13 protein-coding genes are annotated in these 15006 nt (G+C 72.6%); 9 read left to right on the plus strand and 4 right to left on the minus strand.

Translation table 11 applies throughout. From position 1 onward, the window contains the following. Nucleotides 1-176 precede the first annotated feature (176 nt). Both E4P40_RS07585 and E4P40_RS07590 read left to right on the plus strand, forming a co-directional pair. Entirely contained in the window at nucleotides 177-1640 is a 1464-nt protein-coding gene (locus E4P40_RS07585; protein WP_245160191.1) for an FdrA family protein, read from the plus strand. After that, a complete protein-coding gene (locus E4P40_RS07590; protein ID WP_135158174.1) occupies nucleotides 1637-3055 on the plus strand; it encodes a DUF1116 domain-containing protein in 1419 nt (472 codons plus the stop codon). The genes E4P40_RS07585 and E4P40_RS07590 overlap by 4 nt, the downstream gene beginning before the upstream one ends. A 76-nt stretch (nucleotides 3056-3131) precedes the next feature. On the opposite strand, the gene E4P40_RS07595 is transcribed toward E4P40_RS07590, so the two are convergent. Beyond that, nucleotides 3132-3719, minus strand: coding sequence for a hypothetical protein (locus E4P40_RS07595; RefSeq protein ID WP_135158173.1), 588 nt, complete (start codon nucleotides 3717-3719; stop codon nucleotides 3132-3134). 46 nt (nucleotides 3720-3765) lie between these two features. On the opposite strand from E4P40_RS07595, the gene E4P40_RS07600 reads away from it, so the two are divergent. The 5 genes from E4P40_RS07600 to E4P40_RS07620 all read left to right on the plus strand — a co-directional run bounded on the left by E4P40_RS07600 (nucleotide 3766) and on the right by E4P40_RS07620 (nucleotide 8874). Then, a complete protein-coding gene (locus E4P40_RS07600) occupies nucleotides 3766-4071 on the plus strand; it encodes a hypothetical protein (RefSeq protein ID WP_245160190.1) in 306 nt (101 codons plus the stop codon). Between the two features lie 14 nt (nucleotides 4072-4085). Next, nucleotides 4086-4616 (plus strand): RNA 2'-phosphotransferase, encoded by a 531-nt coding sequence (locus E4P40_RS07605; protein ID WP_245160189.1) that lies wholly within the window; start codon nucleotides 4086-4088, stop codon nucleotides 4614-4616. Nucleotides 4617-4778: 162 nt separating this feature from the next. Continuing rightward, a complete protein-coding gene (locus E4P40_RS07610) occupies nucleotides 4779-6473 on the plus strand; it encodes a SpoIIE family protein phosphatase (protein WP_135158172.1) in 1695 nt (564 codons plus the stop codon). A 236-nt stretch (nucleotides 6474-6709) separates the two neighbouring features. Next, entirely contained in the window at nucleotides 6710-7135 is a 426-nt protein-coding gene (locus tag E4P40_RS07615; RefSeq protein ID WP_135158171.1) for a hypothetical protein, read from the plus strand. Nucleotides 7136-7203: 68 nt separating this feature from the next. Continuing rightward, nucleotides 7204-8874 (plus strand): signal peptidase I, encoded by a 1671-nt coding sequence (locus E4P40_RS07620; RefSeq protein WP_135158170.1) that lies wholly within the window; start codon nucleotides 7204-7206, stop codon nucleotides 8872-8874. A 9-nt stretch (nucleotides 8875-8883) separates the two neighbouring features. On the opposite strand, the gene E4P40_RS07625 is transcribed toward E4P40_RS07620, so the two are convergent. The 3 genes from E4P40_RS07625 to E4P40_RS07635 are packed head-to-tail and all read right to left on the minus strand — an operon-like array spanning nucleotide 8884 to nucleotide 11810. Then, entirely contained in the window at nucleotides 8884-9987 is a 1104-nt protein-coding gene (locus tag E4P40_RS07625; protein ID WP_135158169.1) for a ring-opening amidohydrolase, read from the minus strand. 22 nt (nucleotides 9988-10009) lie between these two features. Next, a complete protein-coding gene (gene arcC / locus E4P40_RS07630) occupies nucleotides 10010-10960 on the minus strand; it encodes a carbamate kinase (RefSeq protein ID WP_135158168.1) in 951 nt (316 codons plus the stop codon). Between the two features lie 52 nt (nucleotides 10961-11012). Continuing rightward, entirely contained in the window at nucleotides 11013-11810 is a 798-nt protein-coding gene (locus E4P40_RS07635; protein ID WP_245160188.1) for a PHP domain-containing protein, read from the minus strand. A 100-nt stretch (nucleotides 11811-11910) separates the two neighbouring features. On the opposite strand from E4P40_RS07635, the gene E4P40_RS07640 reads away from it, so the two are divergent. Both E4P40_RS07640 and E4P40_RS07645 read left to right on the plus strand, forming a co-directional pair. Then, nucleotides 11911-14136 (plus strand): DEAD/DEAH box helicase, encoded by a 2226-nt coding sequence (locus E4P40_RS07640; RefSeq protein WP_135158166.1) that lies wholly within the window; start codon nucleotides 11911-11913, stop codon nucleotides 14134-14136. A 61-nt stretch (nucleotides 14137-14197) separates the two neighbouring features. After that, nucleotides 14198-14827: an alpha-ketoglutarate-dependent dioxygenase AlkB gene (locus E4P40_RS07645; RefSeq protein ID WP_135158165.1), complete on the plus strand. Its 630-nt coding sequence runs from the start codon at nucleotides 14198-14200 to the stop codon at nucleotides 14825-14827. Nucleotides 14828-15006 lie beyond the last annotated feature (179 nt).

Here is a 15006-nt window from a genome sequence, read left to right on the forward strand (position 1 = left end):
TGTTTCCCTCACCGGGGAGGCGCCAATGTGTCACGCAGTCGTCTCGCGCGGAAGTGCCTCAGTGCTAAATCGTTATTGCAGGTGAACACCGATACTTCACCACTGAGACAGCTGTCGGTACGGTCCTCTGGATGACCGCCACACCGCCCCCATCCGTTCCCTCCGGGGTGCGGTCGGTGACCCTCCGCTCGGGGGTCTACGCCGACTCCGTCCGGCTGATGCAGGTGAGCCGCGAGATCCAGGGCCTGGAGGGCGTCACCGCGGTGCTGGTCGCCATGGCCACGCCGCTGAACCTGGAGCTCGCGGCCGGTATGGGCCTCGCGCCGGACGAGGACGCCTCGCCGGAGCAGCTGCTCATCGCCGTCCGGGCCGAGGACGACGCCACGCTGGCCACCGCGGTCGCCGCCGTGGACGCCGCGCTGGCCGCCCGCGAGCGCTCGACCGGCACCGCGGCCGCCATCCCGCAGCGCACCATCGGCTCCGGCCTGGCCGAACTCGCCCCCGACGCGTCGGCGCTGGCGATCATCTCGGTGCCCGGTCAGTACGCCGTGGCGGAAGCCGCCGACGCGATCGCGGCCGGCCGCAGCGTGCTGGTCTTCTCCGACGGCGTGGCCGTCGAGCACGAGGTGGCGCTCAAGCGGGCTGCGCACGCCGCCGGGGTCCTCGTCATGGGTCCAGACTGCGGGACGGCGATCGTCTCCGGGGTTGCCCTCGGCTTCGCCAACGTCGTCCGTCCAGGACCGGTCGGCCTCGTGGCCGCGTCGGGCACGGGCGCCCAGCAGGTCTCGTGCCTGCTGGACATGGCCGGGGTCGGCGTCTCGCACGTGCTCGGCGTGGGTGGCCGCGACCTCTCCGAGGCCGTCGGCGGACTGGCCACGCTCGATGCGCTCGCCGCGCTGGACGCCGACCCGGCGACCGAGCGGGTGCTGCTGGTGTCCAAGCCGCCGGCGCCGTCCGTCGCCGCGTCGGTGGAGGCCGCCGCCGCGAAGCTCTCGGTGCCGGTCCGGTCCGCCGCCCTCTCGCCCGACACCCCTGACCTGACCGCCGCCGTCGAGGGGCTGCTGACGGACCTGGGGCTGGACGTTCCCGCCTGGCCGTCCCGCCCAGGGCCGGCCGAGGCGGCCGTCCCGGGCGCGGTCCTGAAGGGCCTCTACTCCGGCGGCACGCTCGCCGACGAGGCGATGCTCCTGGCTGCGCCGGCGCTCGGCGACATCCGGTCCAACACCCCGCTGAAGCCCGAGCTCGACCTCGGAACGGACCTGAATGCCCCCGGTCACGTCGTCATCGACTTCGGGGACGACGCCCTGACCGTGGGCCGGGCGCACCCGATGATCGACCCGACCCTGCGGCTGGAGGCCATCAGCAACCTGGCCGCGCGGCGCGAGCCCGCGGTCCTGCTGCTGGACGTCGTCCTCGGCTACGGCGCCGATCCGGACCCGGCGTACTCCCTCGCGCCGGCGCTGACCGCGGCCCGGCGTGCGGGCACCCTGCCCGTGGTGATCGCGCTGATCGGCACGGAGGGCGATCCGCAGGGCTGGTCCCGCCAGGCCGACGCGCTCGCCGCCGCGGGTGCCGCCGTCTTCGCCTCGAACGCGCACGCCGTCCGGTACGCCCTCGACCTGCTGGGAGCCTCGGCATGACTCTGGGTGGACTGCTCTCCGCACCCCCGTCCATCGTCGCCGCCGGGGTCGACGTCTTCTCCGACGCTCTCCGCGCCCAGGGTGCCGACGTGCACGACGTCGACTGGCGGCCGCCGGGCTTCGGGGACCCGGGCGACCTGGCCGCGCTGGCGCTGGACCCCCGCCGGAACCCGGCCAACCGGGTGGCCGTGGAGCGGATCCTCGCCGCGGGCTCGCAGCTGGTCGACGTCCGCCCCGCCCGTGAGGTGATCGGCCTCGCCGACCGCACCCTGCTGCACTCCGGTCCGCCGCTGACCTGGGAGACCGCCTCGGGTCCGATGCGCGGCGCGCTCATCGGCGCCTGCCTGTTCGAGGGCTGGGCGTCCGACGTCGAGGACGCCGAACGGATCCTGGCCGCCGGTGAGGTCACGCTGGACCCCTGCCACCACCACCGGACGGTCGGCCCGATGGCGGGCGTGACCAGCCCGTCGATGTGGATGTGGTGCCTGGCGGACCCGGTCAACGGCGGCAGCAACAAGAACATGGCCTTCTGCAACCTCAACGAGGGCCTCGGCAAGGTGCTCCGGATGGGCGCCTACAACGACGAGGTGCTCACCCGGCTGGCGTGGATGCGCGACGTCCTCGGGCCGATCCTGTGCGACGCGGTGCGCTCGATGACCGATCCGCTGGACGCCAAGTCGATCCTCGCCCAGATGCTGCAGATGGGGGACGAGGGGCACAACCGCAACCGCGCCGGGTCGCTGATGACCCTCCGCGAGCTGTCGCCGGCGATCGTCGCGGTGGATGCGCCGTCGACCGACATCGCCGCGGTGCTGAGGTTCATCGGCGGCAACGAGCACTTCTACCTGAACCTCGGCATGCCGACGGCGAAGCTCGCGATGGACGCCGCCCGGGACGTCCCGGGCTCGTCGCTGGTGACCGTCATGTCGCGCAACGGCACCGAGTTCGGCATCCAGACCGCCGGCACCGGCGACCGCTGGTTCACCGGTCCTGCTCAGACGCCGGTCGGCCTCTTCCTCGGTGACTACGGCCCGGACGACGCCAACCCCGACATCGGCGACTCCGCGATCATGGAGACCTACGGCGTCGGCGGCTTCTCGATGGCCGCGGCCCCGGCGATCGTGCGCTTCGTCGGCGGCACCGTGCCGGACGCGCTGGCCACGACCGAGCGGATGTACCAGCTGACGCTCGCGGAGAACCCGGCGATGGCGATCCCGATCATGGGCTTCCGCGGCTCGCCGACGGGCATCGACGTCCTCAAGGTCGCGCGCACCGGCTGGTTGCCGCAGATCAACACCGGCATGGCCGGCCGGGTGGCCGGCACCGGTCAGGTCGGCGCCGGGCTGGTCCAGCCGCCGCAGGAGTGCTTCGAGAAGGCGCTGGCCGCGCTCGCCGAGGAGTCCCGCACCCCCTGAGCCTGCCGAAGTCGATCATGCGCTCGTGATCGCAGGATGATCGACGACGTTCCTGAGCCCTGTGCCCGACGGGAGATCAGCGAGCCTCGTTCGACGACAGGGGAGACGGTTCACGGGTAGGTGGAGCCGAGGTGGCCGACGACCAGCGCCCAGAGTTCTGAGCCTGCACACCGAGCCGCCGCTGAGCGGCGTCGATCAACATGTACCGGGCGTCGTGACATTGACCGACCAGCGTCCCTAGCGTCGACTCGTCAAGCTCGCGTGAGTCTCGTAACGCACGCCCGACGGGTAGCAGGAGCCGGCGCATCTCGCGGGCAGCAGCTCGCACGGCATCGTCGGCGTCACCGGTGAGCAGCGTGACAGCGTGTGACTTCTCATGGGCGACCTCGAGACACTCCAGTGCCTTCTCCTTGATGTGTTCCGCATCCGGACTGCCCTGAGCACGCAGTTCCCAGGCACGCCGAAGCCCGCGCACGGCCTTGTCCACTGCACCGAGGTACTCGACGAGACTGAGGAGAAGCGTCTCGTCCCAACGAGTTCGAAGCAGGCGCTGGTGGGCGGCTCGGTCCCTCTGATGCTGGAACGCCGCACCGAGAATCACCCCGAGAAGCCCGGCGCCGAGAGCGAGCAACCCTGTGGTGGCCGTCGCCGGCGGAGGGTTCATGGGGCGACGTTAGAGGGAGCGTCCCCCGGGTGGAGCTTTCGCGTTCATGCTCGCTCTGTTGCTGGACGCTTCAGTCTCGACCGCAGCTCAGCAGGCGGTCGACGGCGTCAACGGCACGAGGGTCGACCGTCCGTCGTACCGCCTCAGGCCGGGCGACTTCGTCCAGGTCGCCGAGAAGTCGCGGGCCAAGGAGCCGTTCGTGGTCGCCGCCTCCGGTGCGCACGCCGACGCCCCGGCCTACCTCGCGGTCCGGCTGACCGATTTGGTCGCACGGTACGAGCGGACGCCGTCCCGCGACGAGGTCCCGGTCGTCTGCGAGGAGCAGCTTGTCGTGGAGTACTACTCGCGCTGACCGACACTGGCGACGTGGACGTCGTCCGGATGAGCAAGCGGCTGTCATACGTCCTGCGGCACCAGCCCGGCAGCGTCGGGCTGGTCCTGGACGACGCCGGCTGGGTGGACGTCGACGCCCTGCTCACGGCGCTGCAGCTCACCAGGGGGGAGCTCGAGCACGTCGTCGCCACCAACGACAAGCAGCGCTTCGCCTTCGACGACACCGGCACCCGGATCCGCGCGAGCCAGGGCCACAGCCGTCCGGTCGAGCTCGGCTACCGGCCCGAGCGGCCGCCGGACGTCCTCTTCCACGGCACGGTCGATCGGTTCCTCCCCGCGATCCTGGCCCAGGGGCTCGTCCCCGGACGGCGGCACGCGGTCCACCTGAGCCCGGATGCCGCCACCGCCCGATCGGTGGGTGGGCGGCGCGGTCGCGCCGTCGTCCTCCGGGTGGACGCGGCAGGGATGGCCGCGGCCGGGCACACGTTCACGCGGTCGGCGAACGGGGTCTGGCTGACCGAGACCGTTCCTCCGGCGTACCTCGGTGTCGACAGCGGGGTATGACCGTTCCGTCACGATCGGTAGCGCCCGAGGGGCTGGCGCGACGCAGAAGTGGCAGGATTCCGGTGGACGGGGGCGCCGCCACGGCGTCCCGCGCGTGCTTCCTGGGGGTATGAACTGGACGGGCTGCTGGGCGAGCTCATCCCGGGCGCCTGCCGCACCGACATGCAGCGCAGGGTCCTCGAGCACGACTGGGCGGCGACCGCTCTCGGTCCCGAGGAGCAGTGGTCACCCGTCCTGCGGACGACGGTCAGCAACTCGCTCAACACGCGCTTCGCCAAGCTCCTCATGTGGGGCCCGGAGCTCGTCATGGTCTACAACGACGCCTATGCCCCCATGCTGGGCATGCGGCACCCCGACGCCCTCGGCAAGCGGGTACCCGACGTCTGGGTCGACGTCTGGGCCGACATCAAGCCGATGATCGACGACGTCTTCGCCGGCGAGGCGACCTTCTTCGAGGACCTGCCGCTCACGATGACCCGGCACGGTTTCGAGGAGGAGTGCTACTTCACCTTCTCCTACAGTCCCGTCGTGGAGCCGGGCGGGCGCGTGGCCGGTCTGCTCAACACCGTCGTGGAGACCACCCCCCGCGTCCTCGCCGCACGGCGGCTGCTCGTGCTGCAGCAGCTCGGCAGCCTCCCGCGCTCCGTGCACGGCAACGCGGTCGAGGCGGTGGAGGCCGCACTCGAGGTGCTCGGCCGCGCCCGGGCCGACTGTCCGTTCGGCCTCGTCTACCTCGCCGACGACCACGGCGACCTCCGGCTGGTCGCCGGCCACGGCACGGGCACCGAGCAGCGGCTGGCCGGGAGCGACATCCCGGAGCTCGCGCGCACGGTGGTCGACACCGGTGTGGCGCAGACGGTCGACCGCCTGGCCGAGCGGCTGCCGGGCCTGTCCTCCGGCGGCGCGAGCCCCGTGAGGGAGGCGGAAGTCGACACCGCGGTCGTCCTGCCGCTGACGTTCGCCGGTTCGTCGCGCCCGGCCGGAGCGCTGGTCCTGGGCGTGAGCCCCCACCTGCGCATGGACGAGGAGTACCGCAGCTTCCTGGCCCTGGCGGCGGGACAGATGTCGGCCGCCCTCGCCGATGCCCGCGCGGTCGAGCTGGAGCGCCGGCGCGCCGAGGACCAGGCCGCCCTGGACCGCGCGGAGGCGCAGTTCTTCACCGACGTGGCCGTCACCTTGCAGCGCGCCGTCCTCGGCCCGACCCTCCTGCCGGAGGGCTTCGCCGTCCACTACGAGCCGGCCACCGGCACCCTCGAGGTCGGTGGCGACTGGTACGACGTGGTCGACCTGCCCGACGGTCTCTACGGCGTCGTCGTCGGCGACGTGGTCGGCCGTGGCCTCGCCGCCGCAGCCGTCATGGGCCAGCTCCGGAGCGCCGGACGCGCCCTGCTGCTCGAGACCAGCTCCCCCGGGCACGTGCTGTCCGCGCTGGACCGGTTCGCGGACCTCGTGCCCGGGGCCGCCGTGAGCACGGTGTTCTGCGCCGTCATCGACGTCCACACCCAGACGCTCCGGTACAGCAGCGCGGGACATCCGCCGGCGATCCTCGTCGACGCCGACGGGCACTCGCGATTCCTGGAGGACGCCGCCTCGCTGCCGCTGGCCGTGGCGGACGACCTGCAGCGCCCGGAGTCCGATGTCGTCCTGCCGCCGGGCTCGACGCTGCTGCTCTACACCGACGGTCTGGTCGAGCGCCGCGACCGCGTGATCGACGACGGGATGGCCCGGGCGGTCGACGTCCTCACCTCCGGCCGGCACCTGTCGCCGGCGGACCTCGCGGACCTGCTCACCGAGAAACTGCTCGCCGACGCCCCCGACGACGACGTCGCGTTCCTCCTGTACCGCAGCGGGAGCTGATTCTCCGCCCGCCTGCGAATGCAGGCTGACGAGCACTTTCCTCCCCGTTCCGGAAGGCGGCGGTAGCCGCCTTTCCGGAGTCGTCATGGCGACTCCAGTTTCCTTTGGGACAGGAGTTAAGGCTGTAGGAGCGCGGCCGAAAAGGGGATGTCAACGAGAAGTGGCACAGCCGTCGCTGGAGCCGGATGACCCCATCCGCGCGACCCTGCGCCACCTGAGAGAACAGGACCCAGGCAATGCGCAAGTCGCGCGTTCTGCTCGCCGGTGTTGCGGTTGCCGCTGCCGGTGCTGCCACCTCCGCCTTCACTGCCAGCAACACCGTCCCGAACAGCGTCGCCGGCTATGGCCAGGGCACCGTCACCGGCGCCACGGTGACCAACATCAGCTACGTCGCCAACGGGTCGGACGGCACCGTGGTCGACGCAATCCGGTTCACGAGCACGACCAACATCACCACGCACACGTCGACCATGACGCTCAAGACGACGGGCGGCACCGCGGTCGTCGGTAGCCCGTACGCGTGCGCCGTGACCTCCCCGTGGGCGCCCGGGGCGACCCCTCCGAGCCTCGTGCTCACCTGCGACACGAGCGCCGCGTCGAACGCCGGCGTCGTCCGGAGGTTCGCCGACTTCGACGCCGTCGGTCTGACGGTGGTCCAGTAACCCTGCCCCGGAACGGGCGGGGCGGCGCAGTACCCGCCCCGCCCGCCCCGTGGTCGGGCGCTCTCACGATGAACGCAGCCTCCAGAGTCGCCGGCATCAGCGCTGTCATCGCGCTGGTGTTGACGACCGTGTGGCTGTTCTGGCCCGCGGAGCTGGGCGGGGGGACGACGTACGTCTCCACGCACGGCACAAGCATGGAACCCGAGTTCACCACCGGGGACCTCGCCGTCCTGAGCCCGGCCGAGACCTACGCCGTCGGCGACGTCGTCGCGTATTACAGCAACGACCTCGAGACGATCGTCATGCACCGCATCGTCTCCGGCGACGCGGACGGATTCGTGACCCAGGGCGACAACAACGACTGGCTCGACGAGGAGCGGCCGACGGCGGACGAGATCCTCGGCCGTCTCTTTCTCCGCATTCCCCAGGGCGGCGAGGTGCTCGATGCGCTGCGCTCACCCGGGCTATCACTCCCGATGGCGGGGGTGGTGTTGGCCCTGCTCGGTGCCACCGCCCGTCGACCCCGCGCCCGCCGCCACCTACGGGCACTGCGCGGCCGCGTCTCCGGCCTCTCGCTGTCCGACCGGGTCCGATCCCTGCCGGTCGCGGCCCGGGCCTCTACGCCCACCCGGGCGCGGGCGCGCCAGGTCGCCCTGGGGGCCGGCGCGGTCACAATCCTCGCGGCAGTCGGCTGCGGCGTGCTGCTGGCCCTGCCGCCCACCCAGACGGACACGCGGACCCTGCAGGTCCACCAGCAGGGCGAGTTCGCCTACACGGGCGAGGCGGAGCCCGGCACCACCTACCCCGACGGCACGGTCGCGACCGGCGAGACCGTGTGGACCAGCCTCGTCCGGAACCTCACCGTGTCCCTCACCAGCACGGTCACCGGCCCGGACCTCGCCGGGCTCGGCGGCGGCATGCGCCTCGACGTCGTGGTCACCGCTGCCGACGGCTGGAGCGCCGTCCTGACCAGCGGTGGCGTCGCGGCCCTCCAGGGCGGGACGGCGACGGCGTCGGTCGCGGTCGACACCGACGAGGCCGAGGAGCTGCTCACCCGCCACTACGACGAGATCGGCGTGACCGGGGGGTCGGCGACCCTCACGGTGACCCCGGTGACCGATCTGACCGGCACGGTCGAGGGCATCGCCTTTGCCGCCGACCCCCTCCCCGGCCTGGTCTTCGCGCTGGAGGACATGTCCCTGCGGCCGGCCGCGACCGAGGCAGCGGCCTTCGCCACGACCGTGCGGACCGAGGTGCAGACCGACGAGGTGGTGCCGCGCAGCCTCACGGTGCTGGGGGTGTCGGTACCGATCGGGGCCGTCCGCACGGCCGTCGGTGCCGCCCTGCTCGCCGCGCTCGTCACCCTCGGTGCCGCCGCGTGGGTGGGGCGGGTCGGCCGGGGCGACGTCGCGGACAGCTTCCTCGTCCGGCACGCCGACCGGATCCTCCCGGTGTCGTCCTTCAGCCCGGGACCCACCGTCATCGACGTGTCGGACGCCGAGTCGCTGCACCGGGTCGCCGAGCGGTTCGACACCGTCGTCCTGCACCACGCCGGCCCGGACGAGGACGTGTTCGCCGTCCGGGACCTCGACGCCACCTACCGCTTCGTCGTCCCCGGTGCGTCGGACCGCAGGCGCGGCAGGCCGCCGGTCCCACCCAGCGTCGTCCCGCCGGACACGACGGCCCCGGTGGGAAAGGCCGTCATGCCCGACGGGGCGCTCTGGGGCCGCGTCGCCTGAGCGTGCCGGCTAGGCCTTGACGATCGCGGCGACCGGGCCACCGCCGGACGGGCCCTGGTGCACCGCGGCCACCGACACGAAGACCGCCGGGTCGCCGGTCACCGAGGCGGTCACGCCGCCGACGGTCGCCTTGATCTGGCGGTGCCAGGAGACGTCGGAGTCGTCGAGCATCGCGTTGCGCCGTCCGCGGACCTTGCCGTTCGGGTCGGCCTCGCACTTGAGGAAGACGTTGACCAGCCGGTCGCCGAGGTCGGTGTGGTGCGGGCGCTCGGGCAGCTCGAGGCCGGCATTGCGGATGGCCTCCCAGATGCCGTCCTGGTCGAGGGCGTCCTTCATGACCGAGTGGCCCACGCGGTAGTTGCCGCCGTGCCCGCGGGCGTTGCCGACCACGACGATCTGCGCCCGGTCCAGCTCCACACCGGACGAGCAGGAGGCGACGGCGCTGAAGAGCGACAGGTCGTGCATGACCTGCTCCTGCGTCGGCATCTCGATCTCGCCGAGGGCCACCGCGATGCCGAGCGCGGTCGTGCCGTTGGAGAGGTCCATGGAGCCGTGCGGCTCCTCCATGTACGTGGTCTTCCCGCGCTCGCGGGCGTCGCGGATCGTGTCGATCGTCAGCAGCGGGGTCTTGGTCTGCACGTAGTGGACGTCGGCCGGGTCGGTGATGCCCGCGGCCTCCATCGCCTTCCGGACGCCGTCGGCGACCTTCTCGACCATCGAGATGCGGCCGATGTCCTCGGGCAGGAGGACGTCGCTCATCGCGTACCCGACGGTCAGCCGCGGCTCGTCGGTCTTCTCCACCGAGTCCTCGGGGAGGGTCGCGAAGATGGTGGCGTGCGGGCTGATGACGCCGTCCGTGCCGCCGGACCACACGATCGGGATCTGCTTGACCTCGTCCAGCGGGCGGCTGCCCTTCTCGACGAGGACCTCGCGGAAGGCCCGGTCGGCGATGATCCGCGTGTAGTCGTTGATGCCGCCGTTGCCCTCGGTCTTGCCGATGACGGCGATGACGCGGTCGGCCTCGATCACGCCGTCGTCGATGAGCTTGGCCAGCTCGGAGGCGTCACTCACGTTGTGCAGCGGGATCTTGCGGACCTCGATCGGTGCGGGCACGTGGATTCCTTCCAGGTTCGGATCAGCGGGTGAGGACGGTGCCGGCGTCGTCACCAGCGACGGCGTCGGCGATGTGCTCGAGGGACGTGATGACGGCGCGGGTGCCGCCGGCATCGAGGAAACGGAGCGCGGCGTCCACCTTGGGGCCCATGCTGCCGCGCGCGAACTGGCCGGCGGCGGCATGCTGCCGCAGCTCCGCTGCGGTGACGCGGCCCAGCGGCCGGGCGGACGGCGTCCCGAAGTCGACCATCACGTTCGGGACGTCGGTGGCGATGACGAGGGTGTCGGCGTCCAGCTCGCGCGCCAGGATCGCAGCCGTCAGGTCCTTGTCGATGACCGCCTCGACGCCCCGCAGGGCAGTGCCGTCCCGGCCGTCGTCGGTCACCGGGATACCTCCGCCGCCTGCGCAGACGACGACGAAACCGGCGGCCGCCAGCGCGTGGATCGCGGGGGAGTCGACGACGGACCTCGGCTCGGGGGAGGCGACCACCCGTCGCCAGCCCTTCTCGCCGCGGTCCTCCCAGATCTGCCCGAGGGAGACGAACCGTTCCGCCTCCTCGCGCGGGAGGAAGCGGCCCACCGGCTTCGAGGGCTCGCGGAAGCCCGGGTCGTCGACGTCGACGAGGGTGCGGGTGACCAGACCTGCGGCGCGCTGCGACAGGCCGCGCTCGGAGAGGGCGGCGTCGAGCTCGTCGGTCAGCGTGAAGCCGATGGTCGCCTGGGTCTGGGCGACGCACCAGTCCAGCGGCACGGGCGGGACGACGTGGGCGGCCAGTTCGTTCTTGACGAGCAGGTTGCCCACCTGCGGGCCGTTCCCGTGGGTCAGGACGACCTCGACACCGGTCGCGACGACTGCGGCGATGTGGGCCGACGCCTCGCGGATGGCATCCCGCTGTGCTTCCGGCGTGGCGGAGCCGTCGGCGCCGGTCATGGCGTTGCCCCCGAGGGCGATCACGACGCGGCGAGAGGTCATCCCCGGACCCTAGCGGGAAGATGCCTTAGCGGTGAAGTACCTGCTGGAGCGGTCACCGGCGCCAGAAGTCCAAGCGGTCGCGACCCGGCCGGAAGCCTGCCGCCTCCACCACGTCGACGGCGAGGTCGAACCGCTGCCCGACCGCGGCCGGGGCGTGCGCATCGCTGCCGAAGCTGACCGCCTGCCCGCCCTCCTCGTGGAACCAGCGCACCTGGTCGACGGAGGCGAGCGGGCTGCTCGTGTTCACCTCGAGGGCCCGGCCGGTCGACGCCAGGGCGCGGAAGACGGCGCGGTACTCCTCCTCGTAGGTCTTCTCGACGTACCGGTCGGTGCCGCCGGGCCAGTACCGGCGCGGGAAGTCGACGTGCGCGAGCACCTGGAAGACGTCGCTGGTCTCGATCATCCGCACGATCTCGGCCAGGTAGCGGCGCATCGTCGTGTCCGGATCGACGTAGAGCAGGCGCCCGACGCCGACCAGGCGCCCGTCGAGCTCCAGGGAGTGCAGCGAGCCGAGGATCCGGTCCACGGGACTCCGCGCCAGGTGGTCCGCCACGCTGGCCTCGAACAGGTGCGGCTCACCGGTCTCGACGCCGGACAGGATCCGCAGGTCCGGGAACCGGCCCCGGCACTCCTCGAGCTCGGCGAAGTAGCCCTCGACGTCGATGGGGAGCTGATGCGCGGGGTGACGGTCGACCAGGCCCTGGGACGTCGCCGCGTCGTCCTCGTGCCAGACCGTGAAGTCCAGGTGCTCGGTGAACGCGATCGCCGGCAGTCCGAGGGCGACCGCCCGCTCGCAGGCACGGCGCATCGTCGAGGAGCCAGGGGTGTCCCACGACCACCTGGTGTGCACGTGATTGTCCGGCGGTCGCATCGCTGTGGATTCTCCCTCGCCGTCCCCAGGCCCCGCGCGGTGGCCCCGAGTGTCGGAGCTCCTGCCTACTGTCGTCCCCATGAGCACCGCTGCGCCGCCGTCGGAGATCACCGAGGAGGCGCTCGCCGTCCTCCGCGAGCTGACCGGGCGGCCGGATGCGGTGTTCCGCGAGGGGCAGGACGCCGCCGTCTCGGCGCTGGTCGAGCGCTCGCAGCGCGCCCTCGTCGTCCAGCGCACCGGCTGGGGGAAGTCGGCGGTCTACTTCGTCTCCACCGCACTCCTGCGCCGCCGTGGCGCCGGCCCGACGCTGCTGGTGTCGCCCCTTCTGGCCCTCATGCGTGACCAGGTGGCCGCCGCGGCCCGCGCCGGCATCCGCGCGGTCGAGATTTCCAGTGCGAACATGACCGAGTGGGACGACATCGCCGCCCGCCTCGCTGCGGATGACGTCGACGTCCTGCTGGTCTCTCCCGAGCGGCTCACGAACCCCCGGTTCCGCGAGGAGCAGCTGCCCGGCCTGGTCGCCCGCTGCGGGCTCGTCGTGGTCGACGAGGCGCACTGCGTCTCCGACTGGGGACACGACTTCCGACCCGACTACCGCCGGATCCGCGACCTGCTCGCCACCCTGCCGGCCGGGACGCCGGTGCTGGCGACCACTGCCACAGCGAACGAGCGGGTGGTGGCCGACGTCGCCGAGCAGTTGGGCGCCGGTGGCGTGGAGGTCACGACCGTCCGTGGGCCGCTGTCGCGGGAGTCGCTGCGGCTGGGCGTGCTCCGGCTGCCGTCGGACCGGGCGCGGCTGGCCTGGCTGGCCGCCCACATCGGCGACCTGCCGGGCAGCGGCATCGTCTACACGCTCACCGTCGCCGCGGCGGAGGAGACGGCGGCGCTGCTCCGGGACGCCGGTCACGAGGTGCGTGCCTACACCGGCCGGCTCGACGACGCCGACCGCAAGGATGCCGAGGAGGCGCTGCGGAACAACAAGGTGAAGGCCCTCGTCGCGACCTCGGCGCTGGGCATGGGGTTCGACAAGCCCGACCTCGGGTTCGTCGTGCACCTGGGGGCGCCGTCCTCTCCGGTGAGCTACTACCAGCAGGTCGGTCGTGCCGGCCGCGCCGTGGAGCACGCCGACGTGCTGCTGCTGCCCGGCCCGGAGGACCTCGCGATCTGGCAGTGGTTCGCCACGTCCTCCATGCCGCGTGAGGACCACGCGGCCGCGGTGCTCACCGCCATGGCGGACGGCAAGGCGTGGTCGGTACCGCGGCTGGAGACCGTCGCCGACGTCCGCCGGTCGCGGTTGGAGCTGCTGCTGAAGGTGCTCGCCGTCGACGGCGCCGTGGAGCGCGTCCAGGGAGGGTGGCGCTCGACCGGTCAACCGTGGGTGTACGACGCCGACCGGTATGCCCGCGTCACGCGCACCCGCGAGGCCGAGCAGCGGGCGATGATCGCCTACGCCAGGCCCGTGGACGCGGCGATGTGCCGGATGGCCTTCCTCCAGGAGGCCCTGGACGACCCGACCGCCGCCCCGTGCGGGCGGTGCGACGTCTGCGCCGGGCCCTGGTACTCCGCCGACGTGCCGGAGGCCGCGGCCGAGGCGGCCTCCGCCGTGCTCGACCGCCCGGGGGTCGAGCTCGCGCCACGCGGCCAGTGGCCGACCGGCGCCGACCGTCTCGGGGTCGACGTCAAGGGCAAGATCTCGCCGGCTGACCAGATCGAGCCCGGCCGGGCCGTGGCGCGGCTGACCGACCTCGGCTGGGGACAGCGCCTCCGCACGCTCCTGGGGGACGACGGCGTCGGCGGGGTGGTGGTCCTCGACCTCGAGGCACCCGGCATCGAGGAGGACCCGGACGCCGCGTTCGACGTCCCGGTGCAGCGCTCGATCTCCGACGTCCCCCCGGACGACGAGCTGATGAAGGCCTGCGCGCGGGTGCTCGCCGCCTGGGACTGGACGGAGCGCCCGGGCGCCGTGGTCGCGATGCCGTCCCGGCGGCGGCCGCGGCTGATCAGCGGGCTGGCGCAGGGCCTGGCCCGGTTGGGCCGGTTGCCCTACCTGGGCGAGATGTCGCTGCAACACGGCGGACCCACCGGGCGGCCGGGCGGCAACAGCGCCTTCCGGTTGGCTGCCGTCTGGGACCGCATCGTCGTCGGCCCGGAGCTGCGCGACCGGCTGGCGGAGGCAGGTTCTGCCCCGATCCTGCTCGTCGACGATCTCGCCGACTCGCGGTGGACCATGACGGTGGCCGGCCGCGAGCTCCGCCGGGCGGGCGCCACCGCCGTCCTGCCGTTCGCGCTGGCCCTGACTGCCTGAGGCCCGCGCTCTTTCCACAGCTTTTCGCACACATGTGCGAAACCGGGAGTAGCGTGCCCGCATGCAGCTCGCGCACCAGCCCTCGATGTGGGACCTCGCGGAGGAGTCGACCCTGCGGCCGCTCGCCGGCGCTGTCGTCCGGCACGAACTGAGCGACGGCGCCTGGGTGGACCACCTGCCGGGCTGGGTCAGCGGATCGGACGCCGTCCTGGACGTGCTGCTCGGGAACATCGGCTGGCGGGAGGACCGCCGGCAGATGTACGAGCGGGAGGTCGCCGTCCCGAGACTGCTCCGCTGGTACGGCCCCCGCGAGACGCTGCCCCACCCCCTCCTGACCGAGGCGCGCGAATCACTGAACCGCTACTACGGGCCGGAGCTCGGCGAGCGATTCGTCAGCGCGGGTATGTGCCTCTACCGGGACGGCCGCGACAGCGTCGCCTGGCACGGCGATCGGATCGGCCGCGGGCGGTCGTCGGACACGATGGTCGCAATCGTCTCGTTCGGCTCGCCCCGTCCGTTGCTGCTGCGGCCGGCCGGGGGTGGGCAGAGCCTCCGCTTCCCGCTGGGTCACGGCGACCTCGCCGTCATGGGTGGGTCCTGCCAGCGCACGTGGGAGCACTGCATCCCCAAGACCACCAGGCCCGTGGGCCCTCGTGTGAGCGTGCAGTTCCGCCCGACCGGCGTCGCCTGACCCCGGTCGGGGCGGGGCGCGTCCGCACCCCCCTGCAGACCCCCTCCGGAGGCGTGTATGGTTCTCCATGCGCCGCGCGGCCCGGGAGGGTCGCCGGACCGGTTGCTCCTGCGGGGGTGCTGGAAACCGGCGTAGTGTTGGACATCCAGCCAGCGAGGAAGCCCGGGAGGGCCGATTTG

This window comes from Blastococcus sp. CT_GayMR20, from assembly GCF_004570345.1.

Excerpts from the sequence above, each read along its gene's own strand:
- E4P40_RS07610 (WP_135158172.1), top strand. The coding sequence starts at position 4,779 with ATGCAGCGCAGGGTCCTCGAGCACGACTGGGCGGCGACCGCTCTCGGT.
- E4P40_RS07600 (WP_245160190.1), top strand. The coding sequence starts at position 3,766 with ATGCTCGCTCTGTTGCTGGACGCTTCAGTCTCGACCGCAGCTCAGCAG.
- arcC (WP_135158168.1), bottom strand. The coding sequence starts at position 10,960 with ATGACCTCTCGCCGCGTCGTGATCGCCCTCGGGGGCAACGCCATGACC.
- E4P40_RS07640 (WP_135158166.1), top strand. The coding sequence starts at position 11,911 with ATGAGCACCGCTGCGCCGCCGTCGGAGATCACCGAGGAGGCGCTCGCC.
- E4P40_RS07590 (WP_135158174.1), top strand. The coding sequence starts at position 1,637 with ATGACTCTGGGTGGACTGCTCTCCGCACCCCCGTCCATCGTCGCCGCC.
- E4P40_RS07620 (WP_135158170.1), top strand. The coding sequence starts at position 7,204 with ATGAACGCAGCCTCCAGAGTCGCCGGCATCAGCGCTGTCATCGCGCTG.
- E4P40_RS07595 (WP_135158173.1), bottom strand. The coding sequence starts at position 3,719 with ATGAACCCTCCGCCGGCGACGGCCACCACAGGGTTGCTCGCTCTCGGC.
- E4P40_RS07615 (WP_135158171.1), top strand. The coding sequence starts at position 6,710 with ATGCGCAAGTCGCGCGTTCTGCTCGCCGGTGTTGCGGTTGCCGCTGCC.
- E4P40_RS07645 (WP_135158165.1), top strand. The coding sequence starts at position 14,198 with ATGCAGCTCGCGCACCAGCCCTCGATGTGGGACCTCGCGGAGGAGTCG.